Genomic DNA, 21,278 nt, shown 5'->3' with positions numbered 1-21,278 from the left:
GTCACGTCAGGCGAACCGCCAGCAGCTGACGAACACCTTCATCAGCCTGGACCGGATCCGCTGCCTCGACCATCAGGCGCAGCTTGGGCTCAGTGCCCGAGGCCCGCACCAGTACCCGGCCACGGCCGGACAAGGCACGCTCCACCGCGTGGATCGCGGCCTGCAGGCCCTCGTGGGCCTGCCAGTCAAGGCCCGGCGCGAGCGGTACATTGACCATCTTCTGTGCATACAGAGCCAGGCCGGCCGTCAGGTCGGCCAGACGCCGGGCGCCCGTGTGGCGCAGGGCCGCCAATACCTGCAGTGCGGCCACGATGCCATCACCTGTCGAGTGGCGATCGAGACACAGCAGGTGGCCAGAGCTTTCGCCGCCATATAGCCAGCCGCGCTGGTGCAGGCGCTCGAGTACGTAGCGGTCACCCACTTGGGCGCGCTCGAAGGCAATGCCCAGCTCGAACATGCGCTGCTCGAAGCCGACGTTGGTCATCAGCGTGCCCACGACCCCGGCCACTGCCCGTTCACGGGCCCGGTCCCGCACAATGGCGTAGAGCAGCTCGTCGCCATTGAACAGACGCCCGTCGGCATCCACCATCTGCAGCCGGTCGGCGTCGCCATCGAGCGCAATGCCCAGGTCGGCCTGATGCTCAATGACCGCGCGCTGCAAGGCCTCGGGGTGGGTGGCCCCCACCCCTTCGTTGATGTTGAAGCCATCGGGCTGGCAGCCAATGGCGATCACCTCGGCACCCAACTCGCGAAACACGTGCGGGGCGATGTGGTAGGCCGCCCCGTGGGCGGCATCGACCACGAGCTTCAGCCCCTGGAGATCGAGTGCGTTGGGGAACGTGCTTTTGCAGAATTCGATATAGCGCCCCGCCGCATCGTTGATGCGGCGGGCCCGCCCCAGGCCCGCTGAATCCGCGCACCCCGGCGGCTCTTCGAGGCGCGCCTCGATCGCCGCTTCGGTGGCATCGGGCAGTTTGGTACCGGCACCCGAGAAGAACTTGATGCCATTGTCGTAGTGGGGGTTGTGAGAGGCACTGATCACAATGCCGGCGGCCAACCGCCAGGCACGCGTCAGATAGGCCACGGCCGGCGTGGGAATGGGCCCGGCCAGCAGGACATCCACGCCTGCCGCCGACAGGCCCGCCTCGAGGGCCGCTTCGAGCATGTAGCCCGAGATGCGCGTATCTTTGCCGATCACCACCGTCGGGCGGCCGCTGGCGGCATCGGCTGCTTCACCGGCGAGTACCCGCCCGGCGGCATAACCCAGCCGCAAGGCAAACCCGGCGTTGATGCAATCGCCCCCCACGATGCCACGCACCCCGTCCGTGCCAAAGTACTTGCGTCCGCTCATGTCGTGGCTCCCAGGATTGCCGCCCGGACTTTCAGGGCATCCACGGTGTCGGCGACATCATGCACCCGCACGATGCCGGCACCGCGCTCGACTGCCAGCAGGGCTGCTGCGACGCTACCCCCCAGGCGCGCTGTGACTGGCCGCCCGGTTACAGCACCGATCATGGACTTGCGCGACAGGCCCACCAGGACCGGAAACCCGGGTTCTGCAATCTGCCGCAAGCCATGCAGCAAGGTGTAATTATGCGCGACCGTCTTGCCAAAGCCAAAGCCCGGATCGAGCACGATGCGATCGCCCGCCACCCCCGCCTCGCGCAGGCGTTGGGCGCCACGGGCGAGAAAATCACGCACTTCGGCCACAACGTCCTTGTAATGTGGGGCATCCTGCATGCTGCGCGGCTGGCCCTGCATGTGCATCACACAGACGGCACAAGCGCTTGGTGCAACCGCTTCGGGCGCCCCCGGCGCCATGAACCCATTGATGTCGTTGATCATGTCGGCGCCCGCCTGCAGCACCACCCGCATGACCTCAGGCTTGCAAGTATCCACCGACAGCGGCAGGCCGCAGGATTGCAGGGCCTCGAGCACCGGCAGGACGCGGCGCAATTCTTCGGCGGCCGAAACGCCATGGGACCCCGGGCGGGTGGATTCCCCGCCGATATCGAGCAGGTCGGCGCCCTCTTCGCACAGGCGCCAGGCCTGTGCGATCGCCCGGTCGGCCTGGAAATAGGCATTGCCGTCGGAAAATGAATCGGGCGTGACGTTGACGACCCCCATGACCAACGGGCGCTGCAGGGATATCCTGTAACGCCCGCAAAGCAGCGTGCCCGAAGTGCTGCCGCCAGACACGGTCAGACAGGCGTGGTGGCCGGATCTTGATCGTTCTTGGCCGTCGCCTGCCCCGTGGAGGGGGGCGTGTGCGGCGGCGTATCGCCGCCGCCGGACGCGTGCGGCGGGCGCGGTGGACGACCTTCCATGATGTCGTTGATCTGTTCGGCGTCGATGGTCTCCCACTCGAGCAGGGCCTTGGCCATGGCATGCATCTTGTCTTGATTGCTTTCGATGAGCTCGCGTGCAATGCGGTATTGCTCATCGATGATGCTGCGGATTTCGGCATCGACCTTCTGCATGGTGGCCTCTGAGACGTGCGTGGTTTTGGTGACGCTGCGCCCCAGGAAGACCTCGCCCTCGTTTTCGGCATACACCACGGGCCCCAAGGTGTCGGTCATGCCGTAGCGGGTGACGATGTCGCGCGCGATCTGCGTCGCCCGCTCGAAATCGTTCGATGCGCCCGTCGTCATTTGGTGCATGAAGACTTCTTCGGCAATGCGCCCGCCGAACAGCACCGCGATCGTGTTCAGCAGGCGTTCTTTATCCATGCTGTAGCGGTCGGTTTCGGGCAGCTGCATGGTGACCCCCAGCGCCCGCCCACGCGGGATGATGGTGACCTTGTGCACCGGATCGGTCTTGGGCAGCAGACGCGCCACCAGGGCATGCCCGGACTCGTGGTAGGCCGTATTGCGGCGCTCTTCCTCGGGCATGATCATGGAACGCCGTTCGGCCCCCATGATGATCTTGTCCTTGGCCTTTTCGAGATCCGCCATGTCGACCGTGCGCCCATTGCGGCGTGCCGCAAAAAGGGCGGCCTCGTTGATGAGGTTGGCCAGGTCGGCCCCGGAAAAGCCCGGCGTACCGCGGGCCAGCACGTTGGGATCGACGTCGGGTGCGATGGGCACCTTGCGCATGTGGACTTTCAGGATCTGTTCGCGCCCGCGGATATCGGGCAGCGAGACCACCACCTGGCGGTCGAAGCGCCCAGGCCGCAACAGGGCCGGGTCGAGCACGTCAGGGCGGTTGGTGGCGGCGATCACCAGCACCCCCTGGCCGGTTTCGAAGCCATCCATTTCGACCAGCAGCTGGTTGAGCGTCTGTTCGCGCTCGTCGTTGCCGCCACCGAGGCCGGCACCCCGCTGGCGCCCGACCGCATCGATTTCGTCGATGAAGATGATGCACGGCGACTGCTTCTTGGCATTTTCGAACATGTCGCGCACGCGGGCCGCGCCCACGCCGACGAACATCTCGACGAAATCGGAACCGGAAATACTGAAGAACGGCACCTTGGCTTCGCCGGCGATGGCCTTGGCCAGCAGGGTCTTGCCGGTACCGGGCGGCCCCACCATGAGCACCCCGCGGGGAATACGCCCGCCCAGGCGCTGGAATTTGGTGGGATCGCGCAGGAAATCGACCAGTTCCTGGACGTCTTCCTTGGCCTCGTCGCAGCCGGCGACGTCTGCAAAAGTGACGTTGTTGTTGTTTTCATCGAGCATGCGGGCGCGCGACTTGCCGAAACTGAACGCGCCGCCCTTGCCGCCCCCCTGCATCTGGCGCATGAAAAAGATCCACACGCCGATGAGCAGCAGCATGGGGAACCATGAAATGAACAGGCTGGTGAGGAAGGATGGTTCTTCGCGGGCCTTGCCGGAGACCTGGACGCCGTTCTTGACCAGTTCGGGCACCATCCAGAGGTCGCCCGGCGAGGTCAGGCTGTAGGAGCGCCCGGCATCGGGCGTGACATACAGCGTATCGCCCTGGATGTCGACCTTGTTGATGCGCCCGGCACGGGCATCATCCATGAATTGGGTGTAGCTGACCGCGTCCCCGCTGCTGGCGGGCCGGCCGTCGAACTGCTTGAACACCGTGAAGAGCACAAGCGCAATCACCAGCCAGACTGCGACCTTGGAAAACGAGTTGTTCAATGCGAAATCTCCGTGGTTTTGCGCTGTCTTCGCTGCCAAAGTACCCGGCAGGAAAGTATCAGGCGTATCTGATTGCCATTTTACCCGATCTGTGCATTGACCAATCTGCCCCCAGGCCGGGTTATCGGCCGTGCCGCTGCGCGGCCGGCTTCAGACCGATGCCGATCAGGTAGGTTTCAGCCGACTCGCTGCGCGAGGCGGCCGGCTTGCGCTCGAGCACCCGTACGAAATGCCGCTTGAAAGCCTGCACGAGCTGCGAAAAGCCGCTGCCGTGAAACGCCTTGACGATCAAGGCGCCGCGCGGTTGCAGATGCCCGCAGGCGAATTCGAGCGCCAGTTCGCACACGTGCTCCATGCGCGCCGCATCGGCCGAAGCCACACCAGACAAGTTGGGGGCCATATCGGAAATGACAAGATCGACCGGCTGCCCCGCCAGCCGGTCGCGCAACTGCTGCAGCACAGCGTCCTCGCGGAAGTCGCCCTGAATGAACTCGACCCCTGCCACGGGTTCCATGGGCAGCAGGTCCAGGGCCAGGATGCGCCCCTGGACCTGGCCTTGCGGCCCTGCCAGACGTTCGCGCACCACCTGCGACCAGCTGCCGGGCGCAGCACCCAAATCGACCACCACCGCGCCTGGCCGCAACAGCGATTCGCCCTCGAGCAGCTGGATCAGCTTGAAGGCTGCCCGGGCCCGATAGCCCTTTTGTTGCGCCATTTTGACGTAGGGATCCTGAATGTGGCGCTGCATCCAGGCCTTGGAGAATTTTTTCTTGGCCATGCCATTACAATTGCCAGATGACGAAACTGGAAATCACCCCGGCCCAGCGGCGCGCATTGCGCGCCCAGGCCCACGCCCTGAACCCGGTGGTCCTGGTCGGCGACCGCGGCTTGGCGCCCTCGGTGCTGGGTGAAATCGAACGCAGCCTGCAGGCCCACGAACTCATCAAGGTACGTATCTCGGGGGCCGAGCGGGATGTCCGCGAAACCATGCTGGCCCATTTGTGCGACACGCTTGGGTGCGCCGCGGTAGACCACCTGGGCAAGATTCTGATCCTGTACAGGCCCCGCGCAACCCCTGCCGCCGCCCAGGCGCCCGATGATCGCACGCCGGTCGCGGCAAGCCGGCGCGCTACCCAAAGACCGGGCAGGGTACAGCAGGCCCGCACGGTGGCGGCCGATGCACCTGGCCGCCCCGCACCGCGCCCACGGCAGCCCGCGCACGGCACGCGCCGGCCCATTGGCGGCACCGCCACAGCCCCCCGCCCCAGACGCCGGGTCGGCAGCGCGCTGTCGCTGCGGGCGGGGCGGCGCAGTAGCCGCACTACTCGTAGCTGACCGCGCGGATTTCGTATTCGCGTACCCCGGCCGGCGCGCGCACCTCGACCACGTCGCCGGCGCTTTTGCCAATCAGGGCCCGGGCCACCGGGCTGGATACGGAAATGCGGTTGGCGCGGATGTCGGCCTCCATGTCGCCCACGATCTGGTACACCAGACGCTGGCCGGATTCCAGGTCTTCGATTTCGACCGTTGCGCCAAACACCACCCGACCATCGGCATCGAGTTCGGCCGGATGAATGATCTGGGCGTTGGACAGGGCGCCCTCGAGTTCCTTGATGCGCCCTTCGATGAAGCCCTGACGCTCGCGGGCTGCATCGTATTCGGCATTTTCGGACAGGTCGCCCTGGGCCCGTGCTTCGGCAATGGCATTGATGACGTCCGGGCGTTCGACCGTCTTGAGACGTTGCAGTTCGGCTTGCAGGCGCTCAGCCCCGCGAGCGGTCAGGGGGATCGCAGACATGGTGTGGACTCGAGAAGGAAAACGCCCCATGCGCGGGGCGCCCCGATTTTATGGATACATGCGAAAAACCCCGGCAGAACCGGGGTGCTGCTTCATATTGTGGGCATTTCGAACGAAAAAATCAAGCCCTGCCGCGCAATAGCGCGTGCAGCAGAATCGCCCCAAAAGTGGCCGTGCCGATACCATCCAGGCGAAAGCCGCCCAGTTCGAGCGCAAAGTTGCCGGCCCCGAGAATCAGCGTCACCGCAGCGACGATGAGGTTGCGATTATCGCTGAAATCGACCTGGTTGACGACCCAGATGCGCGCACCGGCGATGGTGATCAAACCAAACACCACGACCGACATGCCGCCCAGCACCGGACCGGGAATGGCCTGTATGACGGCCCCGAACTTGGGCGAGAACCCCAGCAACAGCGCCACCAGGGCCGCCACCACGAACACCAGCGTCGAATAGATCTTGGTGACGGTCATGACGCCGATGTTCTCGGCATATGTCGTGACCCCGGTCCCGCCCACCGATCCCGAGATCATGGTGGCCACCCCATCGCCCAGGAAGGCCCGCCCCAGGTAGCGATCGAGGTTCTGCCCGGTCATGGCGCTGACCGCCTTGATATGACCCAGGTTTTCGGCGACCAGGATGATCGCCACCGGGGCAATCACGCCGATGGCGTGGGCCTGGAAGACCGGCGTGGTCACCTGCGGCAAACCCAGCCACGGCGCAGCGGCAATTGCGGCGAAATCGATCGGCGCCCCCAGGCCCAGGCCATTGGCCAGCAAGGCGTACAGTACACAGGCCGCCAGCAGGCCGACCAGAATCAGCAGACGCTGCACCAGCCCCCGGGTATAGACCGCCACACCCCCCACGCACAAGATGGTCAGCAAGGCCATCAGGGCCTCGAAGAGGCTGCCGCCCATGGCCCCCTTGGCCGCGATCGGTGCCAGATTCAGGCCGATGACGGCCACTACGGCCCCGGTCACCACCGGCGGCATCCAGCGATCGATCCACTCTGCAGCCCCTCCCTGGCGGGCATTCACCCACATGACCAGCAGCCCGATCAGGGCATAGAGAAAGCCACAAACCACGATGGCGCCCAGGGCGACGCCCATATTCAGATTCGGACCGCTGCCGGCATAGCCGCTGACCGCCACCACCCCGCCAATGAAGGCAAAGCTGGAGCCCAGGTAACTGGGCACGCGCCCGCCCACGAACAGGAAGAACACCAGCGTGCCCACCCCGGACATGAGGATGGCCATGTTGGGATCGAAGCCCATGATGAGCGGTGCCAGAATCGTCGAGCCGAACATGGCCACGACGTGCTGAGCGCCCATGGCCACCGTCTGCGGCAAGGGCATGGTTTCATCGGGTTGCACCACGGCCCCTTCGGCCGTCCCCGAGACCAGGCGCCAGCGCGGGAAATAGGTCTGAGACATGATTTGAGCTCTCGATCTGTATGACGCGGTTCAAAAAAACCCCGCCGAGAATGGCGGGGCAATGGTTTCGTTGGAGCTTCAGCTTGCGTGCGCGGCGTGCATGGACTGCAGTGAATACACCGTCAGGCCATCGCCATGACGCAAGTACTGCAGACCCTCGACCGCGGCGCAGGCCCCCGCGATGGTGGTGAAGAACGTGACCCGGTTGGCCAGCGCCTGGATGCGTATGGCACGCGAGTCCGCGATCGCATTGCGCCGCTCTTCGACGGTGTTGATCACCATGGCGATCTCGTCGTTCTTGAGCATGTCGACGATATTGGGCCGGCCTTCGGTCACCTTGTTGACACGTTTGACCACCAGGCCGGCCGCCTCGATGACGTCGGCCGTACCGCGGGTGGCCACCAGCTGAAAGCCCATGCCAGCCAGCCCACGGGCCACCTCGACGGCGCGTGGTTTGTCTTGGTCGCGCACGCTGATGAACACCTGCCCCGCCTCGGGCAGCCAGGCTCCGGCAGCGATCTGCGATTTGACGAAAGCTTCGCCAAACGACTCGCCCACCCCCATGACCTCACCCGTGGATTTCATTTCGGGCCCGAGGATCGTATCGACGCCCGGAAACTTGATGAAGGGGAAGACGGCTTCCTTGACGCAGTAATAGCGCGGCTCGGGGACCGTCTGGACCGCTTGCGACGCCAGGCTGCGACCGGCCATGACGCGCGCAGCGATCTTGGCAAGCGGACTGCCGGTGGCCTTGGAGACGAAAGGCACGGTGCGCGATGCCCGCGGGTTGACCTCGAGCACGTAGACTTCGCCTTCCTGAATGGCGAACTGCACGTTCATCAGGCCCTTGACGTTCAGTGCGCGGGCCATGAGCGTGGTCTGGCGCCGGATCTCCTGTACGGTTTCGGGCGACAGTGAATACGGCGGCAGGCTGCAGGCCGAATCCCCCGAATGCACGCCGGCTTGCTCGATGTGCTCCATGACCCCGCCGATGATGACTTGTTCGCCATCGGCCAGGCAATCGACATCGACCTCGGTGGCATTATTGAGAAAGTGATCGAGCAACACCGGAGAGTCATTACTGACCTTGACAGCCTCGCGCATGTAGCGCTCGAGGTCCTGGGGTTCGTGCACGATTTCCATGGCGCGCCCGCCCAGCACGTAGCTGGGGCGCACCACCAGCGGATAGCCGATTTCCGATGCCAGCGCCAGGGCCTCGTGTTCGGTGCGCGCCGTGCGGTTGGCCGGCTGACGCAGGCCCAGCTTGTTGAGCAGCTTCTGGAAGCGTTCGCGATCTTCGGCCACGTCGATCGAATCCGGGCTGGTGCCGATGATGGGCACCCCGCTGGCCTCGAGCGCGCGGGCCAGCTTGAGGGGCGTCTGCCCGCCATACTGCACGATTACGCCCAGGGGGTTTTCCTTGTGCACGATTTCGAGCACGTCTTCGAGCGTCAGCGGCTCGAAATACAGGCGATCGGACGTGTCGTAATCGGTGGAGACGGTTTCGGGATTGCAGTTGACCATGATGGTTTCAAAACCATCCTCACGCAAAGCGATGGCCGCATGCACGCAGCAGTAGTCGAACTCGATGCCCTGGCCGATGCGGTTGGGGCCGCCCCCCAGCACGATGATCTTCTGACGGTCGCTGGGGCTGGATTCGTCTTCGTCCTCGTAGGTGGAGTACAGGTATGCCGTGGTCGTGGGGAACTCGGCCGCACAGGTGTCGACCCGCTTGTAGACCGGGCGCACGTTCATCAGGTGGCGCTGCTTGCGGACCTCGGCCTCGGTGGTGTCGAGCAGCCAGGCCAGGCGGCGGTCGGAGAAGCCGCGGCGCTTGAGCTCGCGCATGGTGGCCTCGTCGAGATCGGACAGCGTGCGCTGTTCCAGCGCCAGTTCGATATCGACGATTTCCTGGATCTGCGCAAGAAACCAGGGGTCGATGCGCGTGAGCTGGTGGACTTCGTCCAGGCTGAAGCCTTGCGCGAAGGCATCACCCACGTACCAGATGCGTTCAGGCCCGGGCTCGCCCAGTTCGATCTGCAGGCGTTCGCGGTCGGTGGTCATCTGATTCAGGCCGTCGACCCCGACCTCGAGCCCGCGCAAGGCCTTTTGGAAGGATTCCTGGAAGGTGCGGCCGATGGCCATGACTTCGCCCACCGACTTCATCTGGGTGGTCAGACGCGAATCGGCCTGAGGAAATTTCTCGAAGGCGAACCGCGGCACTTTGACGACGACGTAGTCCACCGCCGGCTCGAAAGAGGCAGGCGTGGCCCCGCCGGTGATTTCGTTGTCGAGCTCGTCGAGCGTATAACCCACGGCCAGGCGCGCCGCCACCTTGGCGATCGGAAACCCCGTGGCCTTGGAGGCCAGCGCCGAAGACCGCGAAACCCGCGGGTTCATTTCGATTACGATCAGCCGGCCGTTGTCTGGATTGACGGCGAACTGGACGTTGGAGCCGCCCGTGTCCACGCCGATCTCGCGCAGGATGGCGATGGAGGCATCGCGCATCACCTGGTATTCCTTGTCGGTCAGCGTCTGGGCAGGTGCCACGGTGATCGAATCCCCCGTGTGGACGCCCATGGGGTCGAGGTTCTCGATCGAGCAGACGATGATGCAGTTGTCGACGCAGTCGCGAATGACCTCCATCTCGAATTCTTTCCAGCCCAGCAGGGATTCCTCGATCAGCAGCTCGTGCGTGGGCGAGGCCTCGAGGCCCCTGCGGCAGATGATTTCGAATTCTTCGGCGTTGTAGGCGATGCCGCCCCCCGTTCCGCCCAGGGTGAAGCTGGGGCGCACCACCATGGGAAAGCCAGAATTGCCGAGCTCTGCCGCAATCCGTTTCTGAACCGCCCAAGCGTCGTCCATGCTGTGCGCGATGCCTGATTTGGCCGACTCGAGCCCGATGGACGTCATGGCATCCTTGAACTTGAGCCGGTCTTCGGCCTTTTCGATGGCCTTGGCATTGGCCCCGATGAGCTCGACCCCGTAGCGCTCGAGCACCCCGTGGCGCGCCAGATCGAGCGCGCAGTTCAGGGCGGTCTGCCCGCCCATGGTGGGCAGCACGGCATCGGGTTTCTCGATGGCGATGATTTTTTCGAGCGCCTGCCAGGTGATGGGTTCGATATAGGTGACGTCGGCCGTATCCGGGTCCGTCATGATGGTGGCCGGGTTGCTGTTCACCAGGATGGTGTGGAAGCCGTCGGCCTTCAGGGCCTTGCAGGCCTGGGCGCCGGAGTAGTCGAACTCGCAGGCCTGGCCGATGATGATGGGGCCCGCCCCGATAATGAGAATGCTGTGGATGTCTGAACGTTTGGGCATGTGGGATGGCCGGAGTGCTTAGTGTGACGATTGGGCTTTGTATTGCGCCATGAGCTCGATGAATTTGTCGAACAGCACGTTGATGTCGTGCGGCCCCGGGCTGGCTTCGGGGTGCCCCTGAAAGCAGAACACCGGTTTGTCGATGAGTTCGAAACCCTGCAGGCTGCCATCGAACAGAGACACGTGCGTCACACGCGCATTGGCGGGCAGGCTGTCGCCATCGACCGTGAAGCCGTGGTTCTGGCTGGTGATGAACACCCGCCCCGTCGCCAGCTCTTGTACGGGATGATTGGCACCGTGGTGGCCGGATTTCATTTTCACCGTACGCCCGCCGAGGGTCAGCCCCAGCACCTGTTGCCCCAGACAGATGCCGAACAGGGGAATACCGCGTTCGATGATGGCCCTGCTGGCCTGCGCGGCATAATCGCAAGCGGCGGGATCGCCGGGCCCGTTGGACAGGAACACGCCATCGGGCTGCCGGGCGAGGATTTCGTCTACCGGCGTGGTAGCTGGCACCAGCGTGATGCGACAGCCCCTGTCGGCCAGCAGGCGCAGAATGTTGGCCTTGATGCCGTAGTCGTAGGCGATGACTTCAAACCGGGGATCGCTGGGCGCCTGATAGCCACTGCCCAGCTGCCAGGTACCCTGCTCCCAGGTGGCAGCCGCCGGCGTGCTGACTTTCAGCGCGAGGTCCTGGCCTTCCATGCCGCCGAACTGGCGCGCGAGCGCAACCGCCTGGTCGACGTCATCGCCCACGAACAGGCAGGCCCCCTGGGCCCCACGATCACGCAGGATGCGCGTGAGTTTGCGGGTGTCGATACCTGAAATGGCGACGATGCCTTCGGCCTGCAGGTAGTCGGGCAGGCTGCGGGTGGCCCGGAAGCTGGACACCCGGGCTGGGCAGTCGCGCACCACCAGACCGGCGGCGTGGATGCGATCGGACTCGACGTCTTCGTCGTTTACGCCGGTGTTGCCGATATGCGGATAGGTGAAGGTGACGATCTGCCCGCTGTAGCTGGGATCGGTGAGGATCTCCTGGTAGCCCGTCATGGCGGTGTTGAAAACGATCTCGGCGACGGAATAACCTTGGGCGCCTATGGATATGCCCCGGAATATGGTACCGTCAGCCAAGGCAAGAATTGCTGGTGAGCGGCCGGCAGGCCCCTCGGGAAAGATCGACGGCAGCAAGATATGACCCCGGATGCGAAACGGATGTTAAACCTTCGCATTATACAGTGCGCATGATCCCGCCATCAGCCGCCTGCACGGGGTCCAGGCGTGCCGCTTGGACAGCTTTTACATCAAGGTTTATTGCAACATGCCCCATCAACTGGACGCGCTGCGCGCACTGACCACGGTCGTGGCCGATACGGGTGACTTCGACGCCATGCGGGCCTGGCAGCCCACCGACGCCACCACCAACCCCACACTGATTCTGAAAGCCGTCCAGCAAGAACGGTACCGGCCCCTGCTCGACCAGATCCTGCGGGATCACCCCGCAGCGAGCCTGTCCGAACAGGTCGACCACCTGTTGGTGGCATTCGGGCGCGAGATCCTGGCCATCGTACCCGGGCGGGTCTCCACCGAAGTCGATGCCCGGCTCTCGTTCGACAGCCAGGCCAGCATCGAGCGGGCACGCCAAATCATCGCGCTGTACGAAGCAGCCGGCATCGCGCGCGAGCGGGTGCTAATCAAGCTGGCTTCCACCTGGGAAGGCATCCAGGCGGCCCGGGTGCTGGAAGCCGAGGGCATCCATTGCAACCTGACCCTGCTGTTTTCGCTGCCCCAGGCCATCGCCTGTGCCCAAGCGGGTGTCACGCTGATCTCTCCGTTCGTGGGCCGCATCTACGACTGGTACAAAAAAGCAGCCGGAGCCGCCTGGGACGAAGCCGCTCACGCCGGCGTCCATGACCCGGGCGTGCAGTCCGTCACCCGCATCTACAATTACTTCAAGGCCTACAACCTGGATACGCAGATCATGGGGGCCAGCTTTCGCAACATCGGCCAGATCCGCGCGCTGGCCGGCTGCGATCTGCTGACCATCAGCCCCGCGCTCATGGCCGAGCTGGCCGCCAGCGCCGATCCCCTGCCGGCCGGCCTGAGCGTCGACCAGGCCAAAGTGCAGGCACCAGAGTGGCAGGCCAGCAACGAAGTGGCTTTTCGCACCCAACTCAACCAAGATGCCATGGCCACCGAAAAACTGGCCGAGGGCATCCGCCTGTTCACAGCCGACGCCCTGCAGCTGGATACCCTGCTGGGCGCAGGGCGGGTGGCCGCGCGCTGAACCGGTTCAGGTTCCGCGCCGTTCCATCAGGGCCCAGGCGAGGGTGCCCGCATCCACGTATTCGAGCTCGCTGCCGCTGGGCACGCCGCGGGCCAGACGGCTGACCTTCAGGCCCTGGGCGCGCAGCATGTCGGCCAGGTAATAGGCCGTGGTCTCGCCCTCGGCCGTAAAGCTGGTGGCCAGGATGACTTCGCGCACCGCACCGTCGGTGGCGCGCGTGCGCAGCTCGGCAAAACGGACCTGCTCGGGGCCCACCCCCTCTAGCGGCGCAAGCCGCCCCATCAGAACATAATAAAGCCCGTTGTAGCCGTGGCTGGACTCGATCACCTGCTGATCGGCCGGGTTTTCGACCACGCACAACAAGGATGCGTCGCGTTCGGGATCCTGGCAGACCGGGCACACCGGTTCCTGAGAAAATGAATGGCATTGCCGGCAGTGCTGCAGGCCTTCGACGGCCTGCTGCAAGGCCGCGCCCAACTGCAGCGCAGCCTGCGGATCATGCTGCAGCAGGTGGTAGGCCATGCGCCTGGCCGTGCGCACGCCCACCCCGGGCAAGGCCCGCAGGGCCTCGACCAATGCCCTCAGGGGTTCGGGCTCGGGCAGCGGCGCGGGCATCAGAAGGGCAGCTTCATGCCCGCAGGCAAGGACATGCCGGCCGTGACGGATGCCATTTTTTCTTGGGCGGTGGCCTCGGCCTTGCGCTGGGCGTCATTGAACGCGGCGGCCACGAGGTCTTCGATCATGTCGCGGTCGTCGTCAAACAGCGTGGGGTCGATGGTGACCCGCTTGACGTCATATTTGCAGTTCATGCTCACCTTGACCAGCCCCCCACCCGCCGCACCTTCCACCAGGATGTCGGCCAGGGCGTCCTGGGCCTTCTTCATGTTTTCCTGCATTTGCTGCGCCTGGCGCATCAAGCCGGCAATCTGGTTCTTCATCATCTCAGGGGTCTCGTGTCATTGGACAAAAAGTGGAGAAAAGCTTCAGGCTGGGCGCACCGAACCAGGAACGATCCGGGCCCCAAACTGGCTGCCCAGGGCCTGTATCAAGGGGTCGCGTTCAGCCGCGTGTTCGGCTTGTTCCTGGCGTCGCGCCTGTTCGGCCTCGCTCACCGCATGCGCCGTATCCGCACCGGTTTCGCCATATTCGATATCGAGGCGCAGGACCCGCGCATAGTGTTCGGACAACACCGTGCAAAGCCGCTCTTGCCCCCCTCCACCCGATAATGTGTGGATCGCGACCCGCAACCGGATCTGCGTGTCGTCTGCGGCCACCCATTCGCTGTTCAGAGCAAGGGCACGGGCCGCACCGGTGACGGGCAGACGCGCCGCCAGTTCGGGCCAGGCCTGGGGGGTCATGGCAGCCGGATCTGGTATCTGCGCAATCACCGCCGACCCACCCGACCGCCCCCTGGCGCGCTCGGCAACCTGAACGGGCAGCTCGAGTGCGTCATCCGGCACGAAATCTGCAAAGTTTTCGTCTGGGATCAGATCGCCGTCCGGATCCCAGGGTGGGCCGTCATCCTCTGCCGACGGGGTGCCCTCTGCCAGGGCCTCGGGCGGATCGGCAGTATCTGGCGAGCGGCCCATGTCGGGCGCCCGGCGATCTGCTGCAGGCGGTGGACTGCCGGCATCAGGCGACGAACCATCCGCATCAGGCGATGAATTATCCACGTCAAGCGATAGATCATCGCCTGCGGTATCCGCCACCGGATCATCACGCTCTGGCGCCAGGGCCAGCATGCGCAGACAGGCCATCACGAAACCAGCGTATTCGTCTGGTGCCAGGGCGAGCTCGGCCCGGCTGTGCACAGCCACCGTGTAGAACAGCTGCAGGGTATCGGGGGCGAGCAGCCTGGCCAGCGCCACGAGATCATCGGCCTGGGGGTCATCTGCGGGCGCCTGGCCCAGCTGCCGGGTCATGGCCACACGTGACAGCAGCGTGGCCAGATCGCCCAACGCCACCCGAAATGACAGGCCGCGTGCCAGGAGATCGTCCGCCACGGCCAACACCCCGCCGGCATCGCGTGCAGCCAATGCCTGCACCAACGCCACCAGCTGATGCTGATCGAGTGTGCCGAGCATCTCGCCGACCACGGCAGCCGTGAGCGGGCCAGCGGCATATGAAATGGCCTGATCGGCCAGAGACAAGGCATCGCGCATGGAACCTGCCGCCGCCTGCGCCAGCAAGCGCAGGGCCTGCGGCTCGGCGTCGATGGCTTCGTCTTCGAGCACGTGCGTGAGGTGCTCGACCATGGCCGGTACCGTCATTTGCTTGAGATTGAACTGCAGGCAGCGGGACAGCACCGTAACAGGAATTTTTTGCGGGTCCGTGGTGGCCAGAATGAACTTGACGTGCTCGGGCGGCTCTTCCAGCGTCTTGAGCATGGCGTTGAAGGCGTGGCCGGTCAACATGTGGACTTCGTCGATCATGTAGACCTTGTAACGCCCCGACGAAGGTGCGTATATGGCCTGCTCGAGCAGCTGGGTCATTTCGTCCACCCCGCGATTGGAGGCGGCGTCGAGCTCGATGTAGTCGACGTAGCGGCCGGCATCGATTTCGGTGCAGGCCTGGCAATGACCACACGGCGCAGCGGTGACCCCTTGCTCGCAATTGAGGGATTTGGCCAGAATACGCGACAGCGTGGTCTTGCCCACACCCCGGGTGCCAGTGAACAGCCAGGCGTGATGCAGCCGGCCGGAAGACAGCGCATGCGTGAGCGCGCGGACCACGTGCTCTTGGCCGACCAGGGTCTCGAAAGTGCGGGGGCGCCATTTGCGCGCCAGAACGAGATAGCTCACAGGCGCCTTGCCAGAAAGGAAATGAAGAGGCGAGCCTGACTTCGGCACTGATTCTGCACGGCTGTGGCTGCTTCGTTCCCGACCTGACCAGGTTGACCGCCGAACCATGCGAAGGGGCCCGCCGCCCTGATTTTAACAGGGATACGCCGGCGGGTTTGGCGGGAGTGCCGGGCTTCGCCGTCTCGCGTGGCCGCGACACAGCGCCGTTTGGCCGGGACCACCTGGAAAACCCGGGCCGATCCAGGCCGATTCACCATTCAGTGGAAATCGCGACTCTTGTTGGTCTCGTCAGCCAGCCGCCCAAGCAGCGGAGTCAAGTCGACCAGGTGTGCCGCGACCACGTTGCCGACCCCTTCCGCCTGCTGCCAGCGGCCATATACCGCCAACAGCTTCGATTGCAGCAATACCGTGCGCTGACGCTCGCGCACCTTCTGCCAGACCACCACCTGCACCACCCCGGTTTCGTCTTCCAGCGAAACGAACACCACGCCCTTGGCCGTGCGGGGCCGCTGGCGCAGCGTGACAATACCGCAACAGCGCACCAGGCTGCCATCACGTGCATGTTGCAACTCTTGTGCGCTTTGCAGGCGCCGCTTGCGCAACACGGGCCGCAGCAGCTCGAGCGGGTGGCGCCGCAGCGTCAGGCCCACGCTGGCATAATCGAACAGGATCTCTTCGCCCTCGGGCGCGGGCGGCAGCTCGAGGATGTCTTCGCGGATCGGCGCATCCTGCAAAAGCCGGGGTGCGGCGTTGGATACCGAGGCTTCCCAGACCTGCTGGCGCCGGTGACCCGACAAGCCGGCCAGTGCATCGGCACCCGCCAACCGGCGCATATCCTGCATGCCCAATGCCGCCCGCCGGGCCAGGTCATCGGTGTCATCGAACAGCCCCTGGGCGCGCGCTGCCACGATGCGCGCGGCAGTGGCTTGCGACATCCCGGAAACCATGCGCAACCCCAGCCGCACGGCCGGCAGATCCACGGCCCCCTCGAGGGTGCAATCCCAGTCGCTGGCGAGCACATCGACCGGGTGCACCTGGACCCCGTGACGACGCGCATCCTGCACGAGCTGATCTGGGCTGTAGAAACCCAGCGGCTGGCTGTTGAGCATGGCCGCCAGGAATTCGGCCGGATGATGCCGCTTGATCCAGCACGAAGCATAGACCAGCAACGCAAAGCTGGCGGCATGGCTTTCCGGGAACCCGTATTCTGAAAACCCCCGGATCTGTTCGAAGATCGACTCGGCGAAAGCGCGCTCATAGCCCCGCGCGGTCATGCCATCGACCAGCCGGGCATAGTGCGCCTCGAGATTGCCCTTGTGCCGCCAGGCGGCCATGGAGCGGCGCAGCTGGTCGGCTTCGCCGGGGGTAAAGCCGGCCGCCAGCACCGCGATCTGCATGACTTGCTCCTGGAAGATGGGGACCCCCAGGGTGCGGCCCAGCGCCTCGCGCAGGGCTTCGCCTGGATAGCGCACGGGTTCCCTGCCCTGGCGCCTGCTGAGATAGGGGTGCAGCATATTGCCCTGGATCGGCCCGGGGCGGATGATCGCCACTTCGATGACCAGGTCGTAGTAGCACCGTGGCCGCAGGCGCGGCAGCATGCTCATTTGGGCACGGCTTTCGATCTGGAACACCCCGATCGTGTCGGCCCGACAGATCATGTCATAGGTCTCGGGATCCTCGGGTGGAATATCCTGCAGCTCGAACACGCTGCCCGTGCGCGCGCCGATGAAGGCCAGAGCCTTGCGAATCGCCGTGAGCATGCCCAGTGCCAGCACGTCGACCTTGAGCAGGCCCATGGCATCGAGATCGTCCTTGTCCCATTCGATCACCGTGCGGCCTTCCATGGCCGCGTTCTCGATGGGCACCATGCGCGACAGCGGCCCGCGCGACAGCACGAACCCCCCCACGTGTTGGCTCAGGTGCCGGGGAAAGCCGACCAGCTGCCCGGCAAACCGCAGCAGCTGGCGCACCCCGAGGCTGTCGGGTGTCAGGCCCGCCGCACGCAGCCGCTCGGGCGCGATTTCGCGGCCATCCCACCAGCGCTGCCCCTTGGCCAGGGCATCGAGCACGCTGGCCTCGAAACCCAAGGCCTTGCCCACATCGCGAATCGCGCTCTTGGGCCGATAGCGAACCACCACGGCCGTCAGTGCAGCCCGGGCACGCCCATATTTACGATACAGGTACTGGATGACCTCTTCGCGACGCTCGTGCTCGAAATCCACATCGATATCAGGGGGTTCGTTGCGCTCGCGGCTGATGAAACGCTCGAACAACACTGCCATGCGGGCCGGATCCACCTCGGTGACGCCAATGCAATAGCAGACCACAGAATTCGCCGCACTGCCCCGCCCCTGGCAGAGAATCCGACGCGAGCGGGCAAAAGCCACGATATCGGCCACGGTGAGGAAATATGGTTCGTAGCCGAGTTCGGCGATCAGCGCCAGTTCGTGCTCGATCTGTTCCTGCACCTTGGCGGGAATGCCACCCGGCCAGCGCCATCCGGCCCCCTCGTAGGTGAGACGGCGCAAATGGCTGGCCGGGGTTTCCCCCTTCGGCACGACTTCTTCGGGATACTGGTAACGCAGCTCGTCCAGGCTGAAATGACAGCGGGCCGCCACCTGCATAGTTTCGGCCAACAGTTCGACCGGATAGATCTGCGCCAAGCGCAGGCGCGAGCGCAAGTGGCGCTCTGCGTTGGGCTGCAGGCTGCGGCCGCAGTGCGTAAGCGGCTTGCCCAGGCGAATGGCGGTGAGAATGTCCTGCAGCATCTTGCGCGAGCGCACGTGCATGTGGACATCACCGCAGGCCACCAGCGGGATGGCCGTCAGCTTGCCGACCTCGCGCAACTGGTGCAGCCATCGCTCGTCATCGAGGCTGCGCAAGAGTTCGACCGCCAGCCAGCAGCGCCCCATGAAGCGCTCCAGCGTCCAGCGCGCCACCCCCAGCAGTTGCTCCGGGTCGGCAGGACGATGGGGTGAAACGAGCACGACGCAGTCCGCCAGGACGCGCGGATCGAGATCGTCTGCCTGCAGCTGGTAGCGGCCTTTGGCGGATGACGCACGCCGCAAGCCAGTGATGAATTCACACAAATTGCCATAGCCATGGCCATTGGCAGCAATTACAACCAGGGTGAAAGACGCCAGCGGCGCAGCGGCGCGGACCTCGAACTGGCTGCCCACCAGCAGCCTCAGGCCATGCGCCCTGGCTGCGACGTGGGCGCGCACGATGCCCGCCATCGAGCATTCATCGGTCAGGGCGAGCGCGCCGTAGCCCAGCTGCCGGGCGCGTTCGACCAGCTCTTCGGGATGGCTGGCGCCCCGCAGGAAAGAGAAATTGCTGAGGCACCTGAGCTCGGCATAGCCTGGCAAGGTTGGCGACGCATTGGTCATGGCGCCCTCACGCAAATGCCCCGTGCAGATACCAGGCCGTGGCATCACCAGCCAGGCGGACCTGGTAGATCCAAAGCACCCCGGCATGCTGGCTGAGCGCCACCCAGTAATCCCGCTCGACATGGTGGTTGGTGGCGTCGTCCCCAGCTCGATGCCACCAGCCGCCTTCGACGCGGTGGGGGCCTGCCAGCAGCATCAACGGCCCCTGGTAGATCGGCCGGTTGTCACGCACCGCAAGCTGCAGGGGTTCAGGCAGGATGAAACCTGGCTGCGGCACCGGGGGCGGTGCGATGCGCGGCCCCCGCACAGGCTGCGGCGCCGGCTGCCAATGCTGCATCCATTCGACGCGATGGTCTTCACACAACACTGGCTGCCAGACACGCCCGGGACCCAGGCGGGCGGCAATGCGTTCGAGCACCCGCGGCAGCAGCTCGCCCGCCGGGCCGTCTTGGGGCAGCAGCGAAGCACTATGCGCCTGCAGCGGCACGACTTCGGGCGCTTCGAGGGCCAGTTCGCCCACCGGGGCCTGCAACCTGACATGAGCCAGGTGCTCGGCCAGCAACCGGCACAGATGCTCGACATCGCGCATCGGCTGCGCGGTGCGAACCGTGAGCCAGCCTGTGCCGCCTGCGTCGCCCCCTGGGCGCAAATGCGCGCCATCATGCGCCCAGCGCACGGTGAAGGCCGTAGTGCCCGCCTGCCGCGCCGCCAGCCAGCCACACAACTGGACCAACAGGCGGCGGGCGCCGAACAGCAGTGCCGGGGCGGCATCCACGCGCGCCATCAGCTCGAGCCGGGCATGAAAGGTTTCGGGGAGATCGACCCAGCGATGCGCCTCGGGTTGCACGCCATAGGCCTGATCGAGGGCATCGAGCAAACCCTTGCCAAAGCGCCGGCCGATGCCCCCGCGCGGCAGACGGCGGACATCGCCCAAGGTGCGGCACCCGAGCTGTGCCAGCGTCAGCCGATGGGGGGCCACGGCCGACAACACCCCCATGGGCAGGGCATCGAGCACCTGGGGCAGTGGCTGGCGCACCCCGTTGAGTACCCCGGCCCGCACGCAAGCCAGCGCAGCCAGGCTGTTGGGCGCCCAGGCGATGGCGGCCATGCCTATTTCCCGGCCTTCGCCATCGATGCGCTCGTGCAGCGCCCGGCGCCCGCCGAACAGACGCGTGCTGGCCTCGACCTCGAGGACGACGGCGTCATCGGCGATGGCGACCCGGGGCGTGAACTGCAAGGCCCAGACCGCCAGCCCATGAAGAGCCTCATTGGAGGGTGGGGTTCCGTCGGGGGCGCAGGGCAATGACAGGGCGGCCCACAGCATGAGCAGGCACCTCGCGGGAAAACAGTTGGCCAGGCAGTTGGCCAGGATGCAGCTGCCGGGGGCTGAGAACCGAGGCCAGCGCACCGGGAACGGACGGCAGCGCAATCGGCCGGGCGTGTGGGGGGCCACGGCGCTTGAGGATATGCAGATCGAGCGCCCAATCCGGCCGCAAGCCGGCCCACACCCGCAGCGGGGCAGCCGAGGGTTCAACCCGTACGGCTTCGGGGCGGCACAGAAATACCAGCCCCTGGCAGGACTGCGCGCAGACTTGCAGGCGCCGGATGTGTTCGGGCCGAGCCTGGGGCAACCAGGCGATGATGGCGCCGCAGGCGTTGGCCCTGACCAGCTGCTCGGTGGCCCAGAGGCGCTCGGCCGGCGTCTGGGCCTGGATCCAGACGAAACGGCGCTCATCCAGCCCCCCCTGCTGCAGGCCCGGCAGGTATGGCTGACGCGGCGGCCCGACGACGATGACCTGCCCACCCCGTTCAGAGACCTGGCGCAATGCGGGACCCAGCAGCCGCCATTCGAGGATGGCGGGCTGTGGGGCCAGGATTTCGACCAGCGACTGGCTCGGCCAGCCGCCGCCCGGCAGCTCGCGATCCAGCAGTGCCCAACCCGTGGGCACCACGGCGACGGATGGATTGCTGATTTCAGTGCCGCGCCACACCCCCTGGATCGCCAGCACGGACTGCGCCCCCCTGCCGGCCGAGGAGGGAGCCCCTGCGGCCGGTTGGGCACGGAAGGAAAAAGCAGATTGGCTCATGATGACTACTGTGTTTATGAACAGTAATTTTGCCACAGAATCATGATGCAGGCCCGCTTCACC

At 65.3% G+C, this 21,278-nt stretch carries 16 protein-coding genes and 1 other RNA gene; 2 read left to right on the top strand and 15 right to left on the bottom strand.

The features are described 5' to 3' along the window. Position 1: 1 nt before the first annotated feature. The 4 genes from glmM to WCZ84_RS04920 all read right to left on the bottom strand — a co-directional run bounded on the left by glmM (position 2) and on the right by WCZ84_RS04920 (position 4,884). Entirely contained in the window at positions 2–1,351 is a 1,350-nt protein-coding gene (gene glmM, locus WCZ84_RS04935) for a phosphoglucosamine mutase (RefSeq protein WP_372685150.1), read from the bottom strand. Beyond that, entirely contained in the window at positions 1,348–2,127 is a 780-nt protein-coding gene (gene folP, locus WCZ84_RS04930) for a dihydropteroate synthase (protein WP_372685149.1), read from the bottom strand. Before folP ends, glmM begins: the two co-directional genes overlap by 4 nt. A gap of 74 nt (positions 2,128–2,201) precedes the next feature. Next, the gene (ftsH, locus tag WCZ84_RS04925; protein ID WP_372685148.1) at positions 2,202–4,106 is read right to left on the bottom strand and encodes an ATP-dependent zinc metalloprotease FtsH; all 1,905 of its coding nucleotides are present in this window, start codon (positions 4,104–4,106) and stop codon (positions 2,202–2,204) included. 121 nt (positions 4,107–4,227) lie between these two features. Next, the gene (locus WCZ84_RS04920) at positions 4,228–4,884 is read right to left on the bottom strand and encodes an RlmE family RNA methyltransferase (protein WP_372685147.1); all 657 of its coding nucleotides are present in this window, start codon (positions 4,882–4,884) and stop codon (positions 4,228–4,230) included. 17 nt (positions 4,885–4,901) lie between these two features. On the opposite strand from WCZ84_RS04920, the gene WCZ84_RS04915 reads away from it, so the two are divergent. Beyond that, positions 4,902–5,441 carry a YhbY family RNA-binding protein gene (locus tag WCZ84_RS04915; protein WP_372685146.1) on the top strand — a complete coding sequence of 180 codons (540 nt, stop codon included), beginning with the start codon at positions 4,902–4,904 and terminating at the stop codon, positions 5,439–5,441. Here the strand turns inward: WCZ84_RS04915 and greA are convergent. The 4 genes from greA to carA all read right to left on the bottom strand — a co-directional run bounded on the left by greA (position 5,428) and on the right by carA (position 11,842). Next, complete coding sequence (greA, locus tag WCZ84_RS04910) at positions 5,428–5,904, bottom strand: transcription elongation factor GreA (protein WP_372685145.1); 477 nt, start codon at positions 5,902–5,904, stop codon at positions 5,428–5,430. The genes WCZ84_RS04915 and greA overlap by 14 nt on opposite strands. A 121-nt stretch (positions 5,905–6,025) precedes the next feature. Next, entirely contained in the window at positions 6,026–7,336 is a 1,311-nt protein-coding gene (locus WCZ84_RS04905) for a solute carrier family 23 protein (protein WP_372685144.1), read from the bottom strand. A 78-nt stretch (positions 7,337–7,414) separates the two neighbouring features. Beyond that, complete coding sequence (gene carB, locus WCZ84_RS04900; RefSeq protein ID WP_372685143.1) at positions 7,415–10,654, bottom strand: carbamoyl-phosphate synthase large subunit; 3,240 nt, start codon at positions 10,652–10,654, stop codon at positions 7,415–7,417. An 18-nt stretch (positions 10,655–10,672) separates the two neighbouring features. Further along, positions 10,673–11,842 (bottom strand): glutamine-hydrolyzing carbamoyl-phosphate synthase small subunit, encoded by a 1,170-nt coding sequence (carA, locus tag WCZ84_RS04895; RefSeq protein WP_372685142.1) that lies wholly within the window; start codon positions 11,840–11,842, stop codon positions 10,673–10,675. A gap of 130 nt (positions 11,843–11,972) precedes the next feature. On the opposite strand from carA, the gene tal reads away from it, so the two are divergent. Then, positions 11,973–12,938: a transaldolase gene (gene tal, locus WCZ84_RS04890; protein WP_372685141.1), complete on the top strand. Its 966-nt coding sequence runs from the start codon at positions 11,973–11,975 to the stop codon at positions 12,936–12,938. 6 nt (positions 12,939–12,944) lie between these two features. On the opposite strand, the gene recR is transcribed toward tal, so the two are convergent. The 7 genes from recR to imuA all read right to left on the bottom strand — a co-directional run bounded on the left by recR (position 12,945) and on the right by imuA (position 21,215). Beyond that, on the bottom strand, positions 12,945–13,553 hold the full coding sequence (gene recR, locus WCZ84_RS04885; RefSeq protein WP_372685140.1) for a recombination mediator RecR: 609 nt from the start codon (positions 13,551–13,553) through the stop codon (positions 12,945–12,947). After that, a complete protein-coding gene (locus WCZ84_RS04880; protein WP_372685139.1) occupies positions 13,553–13,879 on the bottom strand; it encodes a YbaB/EbfC family nucleoid-associated protein in 327 nt (108 codons plus the stop codon). Before WCZ84_RS04880 ends, recR begins: the two co-directional genes overlap by 1 nt. A gap of 42 nt (positions 13,880–13,921) precedes the next feature. Then, complete coding sequence (gene dnaX, locus WCZ84_RS04875) at positions 13,922–15,739, bottom strand: DNA polymerase III subunit gamma/tau (RefSeq protein WP_372685138.1); 1,818 nt, start codon at positions 15,737–15,739, stop codon at positions 13,922–13,924. A gap of 25 nt (positions 15,740–15,764) precedes the next feature. Next, positions 15,765–15,862, bottom strand: an RNA gene (gene ffs / locus WCZ84_RS04870) — signal recognition particle sRNA small type. 134 nt (positions 15,863–15,996) lie between these two features. After that, entirely contained in the window at positions 15,997–19,128 is a 3,132-nt protein-coding gene (locus WCZ84_RS04865; protein WP_372685137.1) for an error-prone DNA polymerase, read from the bottom strand. 7 nt (positions 19,129–19,135) lie between these two features. Then, a complete protein-coding gene (locus tag WCZ84_RS04860) occupies positions 19,136–20,452 on the bottom strand; it encodes a DNA polymerase Y family protein (RefSeq protein WP_372685136.1) in 1,317 nt (438 codons plus the stop codon). Beyond that, on the bottom strand, positions 20,394–21,215 hold the full coding sequence (gene imuA / locus WCZ84_RS04855) for a translesion DNA synthesis-associated protein ImuA (RefSeq protein WP_372685135.1): 822 nt from the start codon (positions 21,213–21,215) through the stop codon (positions 20,394–20,396). Before imuA ends, WCZ84_RS04860 begins: the two co-directional genes overlap by 59 nt. Between the last annotated feature and the right edge of the window lie 63 nt (positions 21,216–21,278).

Origin of the sequence: Castellaniella sp., assembly GCF_041675725.1 — a bacterium.
In the GTDB taxonomy this organism is placed as follows: Bacteria; Pseudomonadota; Gammaproteobacteria; order Burkholderiales; family Burkholderiaceae_B; genus Castellaniella.
The sequence above is the reverse complement of the archived record's forward strand: the minus strand, read 5'-3'. Positions and strand labels throughout refer to the sequence as shown.

What these genes read in the sequence shown, in the direction of transcription:
- greA (WP_372685145.1), bottom strand. Translation starts at nt 5,904, where the DNA reads ATGTCTGCGATCCCCCTGACCGCTCGCGGGGCTGAGCGCCTGCAAGCC.
- imuA (WP_372685135.1), bottom strand. Translation starts at nt 21,215, where the DNA reads ATGAGCCAATCTGCTTTTTCCTTCCGTGCCCAACCGGCCGCAGGGGCT.
- folP (WP_372685149.1), bottom strand. Translation starts at nt 2,127, where the DNA reads ATGGGGGTCGTCAACGTCACGCCCGATTCATTTTCCGACGGCAATGCC.
- WCZ84_RS04865 (WP_372685137.1), bottom strand. Translation starts at nt 19,128, where the DNA reads ATGACCAATGCGTCGCCAACCTTGCCAGGCTATGCCGAGCTCAGGTGC.
- glmM (WP_372685150.1), bottom strand. Translation starts at nt 1,351, where the DNA reads ATGAGCGGACGCAAGTACTTTGGCACGGACGGGGTGCGTGGCATCGTG.
- WCZ84_RS04915 (WP_372685146.1), top strand. Translation starts at nt 4,902, where the DNA reads ATGACGAAACTGGAAATCACCCCGGCCCAGCGGCGCGCATTGCGCGCC.
- WCZ84_RS04880 (WP_372685139.1), bottom strand. Translation starts at nt 13,879, where the DNA reads ATGATGAAGAACCAGATTGCCGGCTTGATGCGCCAGGCGCAGCAAATG.
- recR (WP_372685140.1), bottom strand. Translation starts at nt 13,553, where the DNA reads ATGCCCGCGCCGCTGCCCGAGCCCGAACCCCTGAGGGCATTGGTCGAG.
- WCZ84_RS04920 (WP_372685147.1), bottom strand. Translation starts at nt 4,884, where the DNA reads ATGGCCAAGAAAAAATTCTCCAAGGCCTGGATGCAGCGCCACATTCAG.
- tal (WP_372685141.1), top strand. Translation starts at nt 11,973, where the DNA reads ATGCCCCATCAACTGGACGCGCTGCGCGCACTGACCACGGTCGTGGCC.
- WCZ84_RS04860 (WP_372685136.1), bottom strand. Translation starts at nt 20,452, where the DNA reads ATGCTGTGGGCCGCCCTGTCATTGCCCTGCGCCCCCGACGGAACCCCA.
- WCZ84_RS04905 (WP_372685144.1), bottom strand. Translation starts at nt 7,336, where the DNA reads ATGTCTCAGACCTATTTCCCGCGCTGGCGCCTGGTCTCGGGGACGGCC.
- carB (WP_372685143.1), bottom strand. Translation starts at nt 10,654, where the DNA reads ATGCCCAAACGTTCAGACATCCACAGCATTCTCATTATCGGGGCGGGC.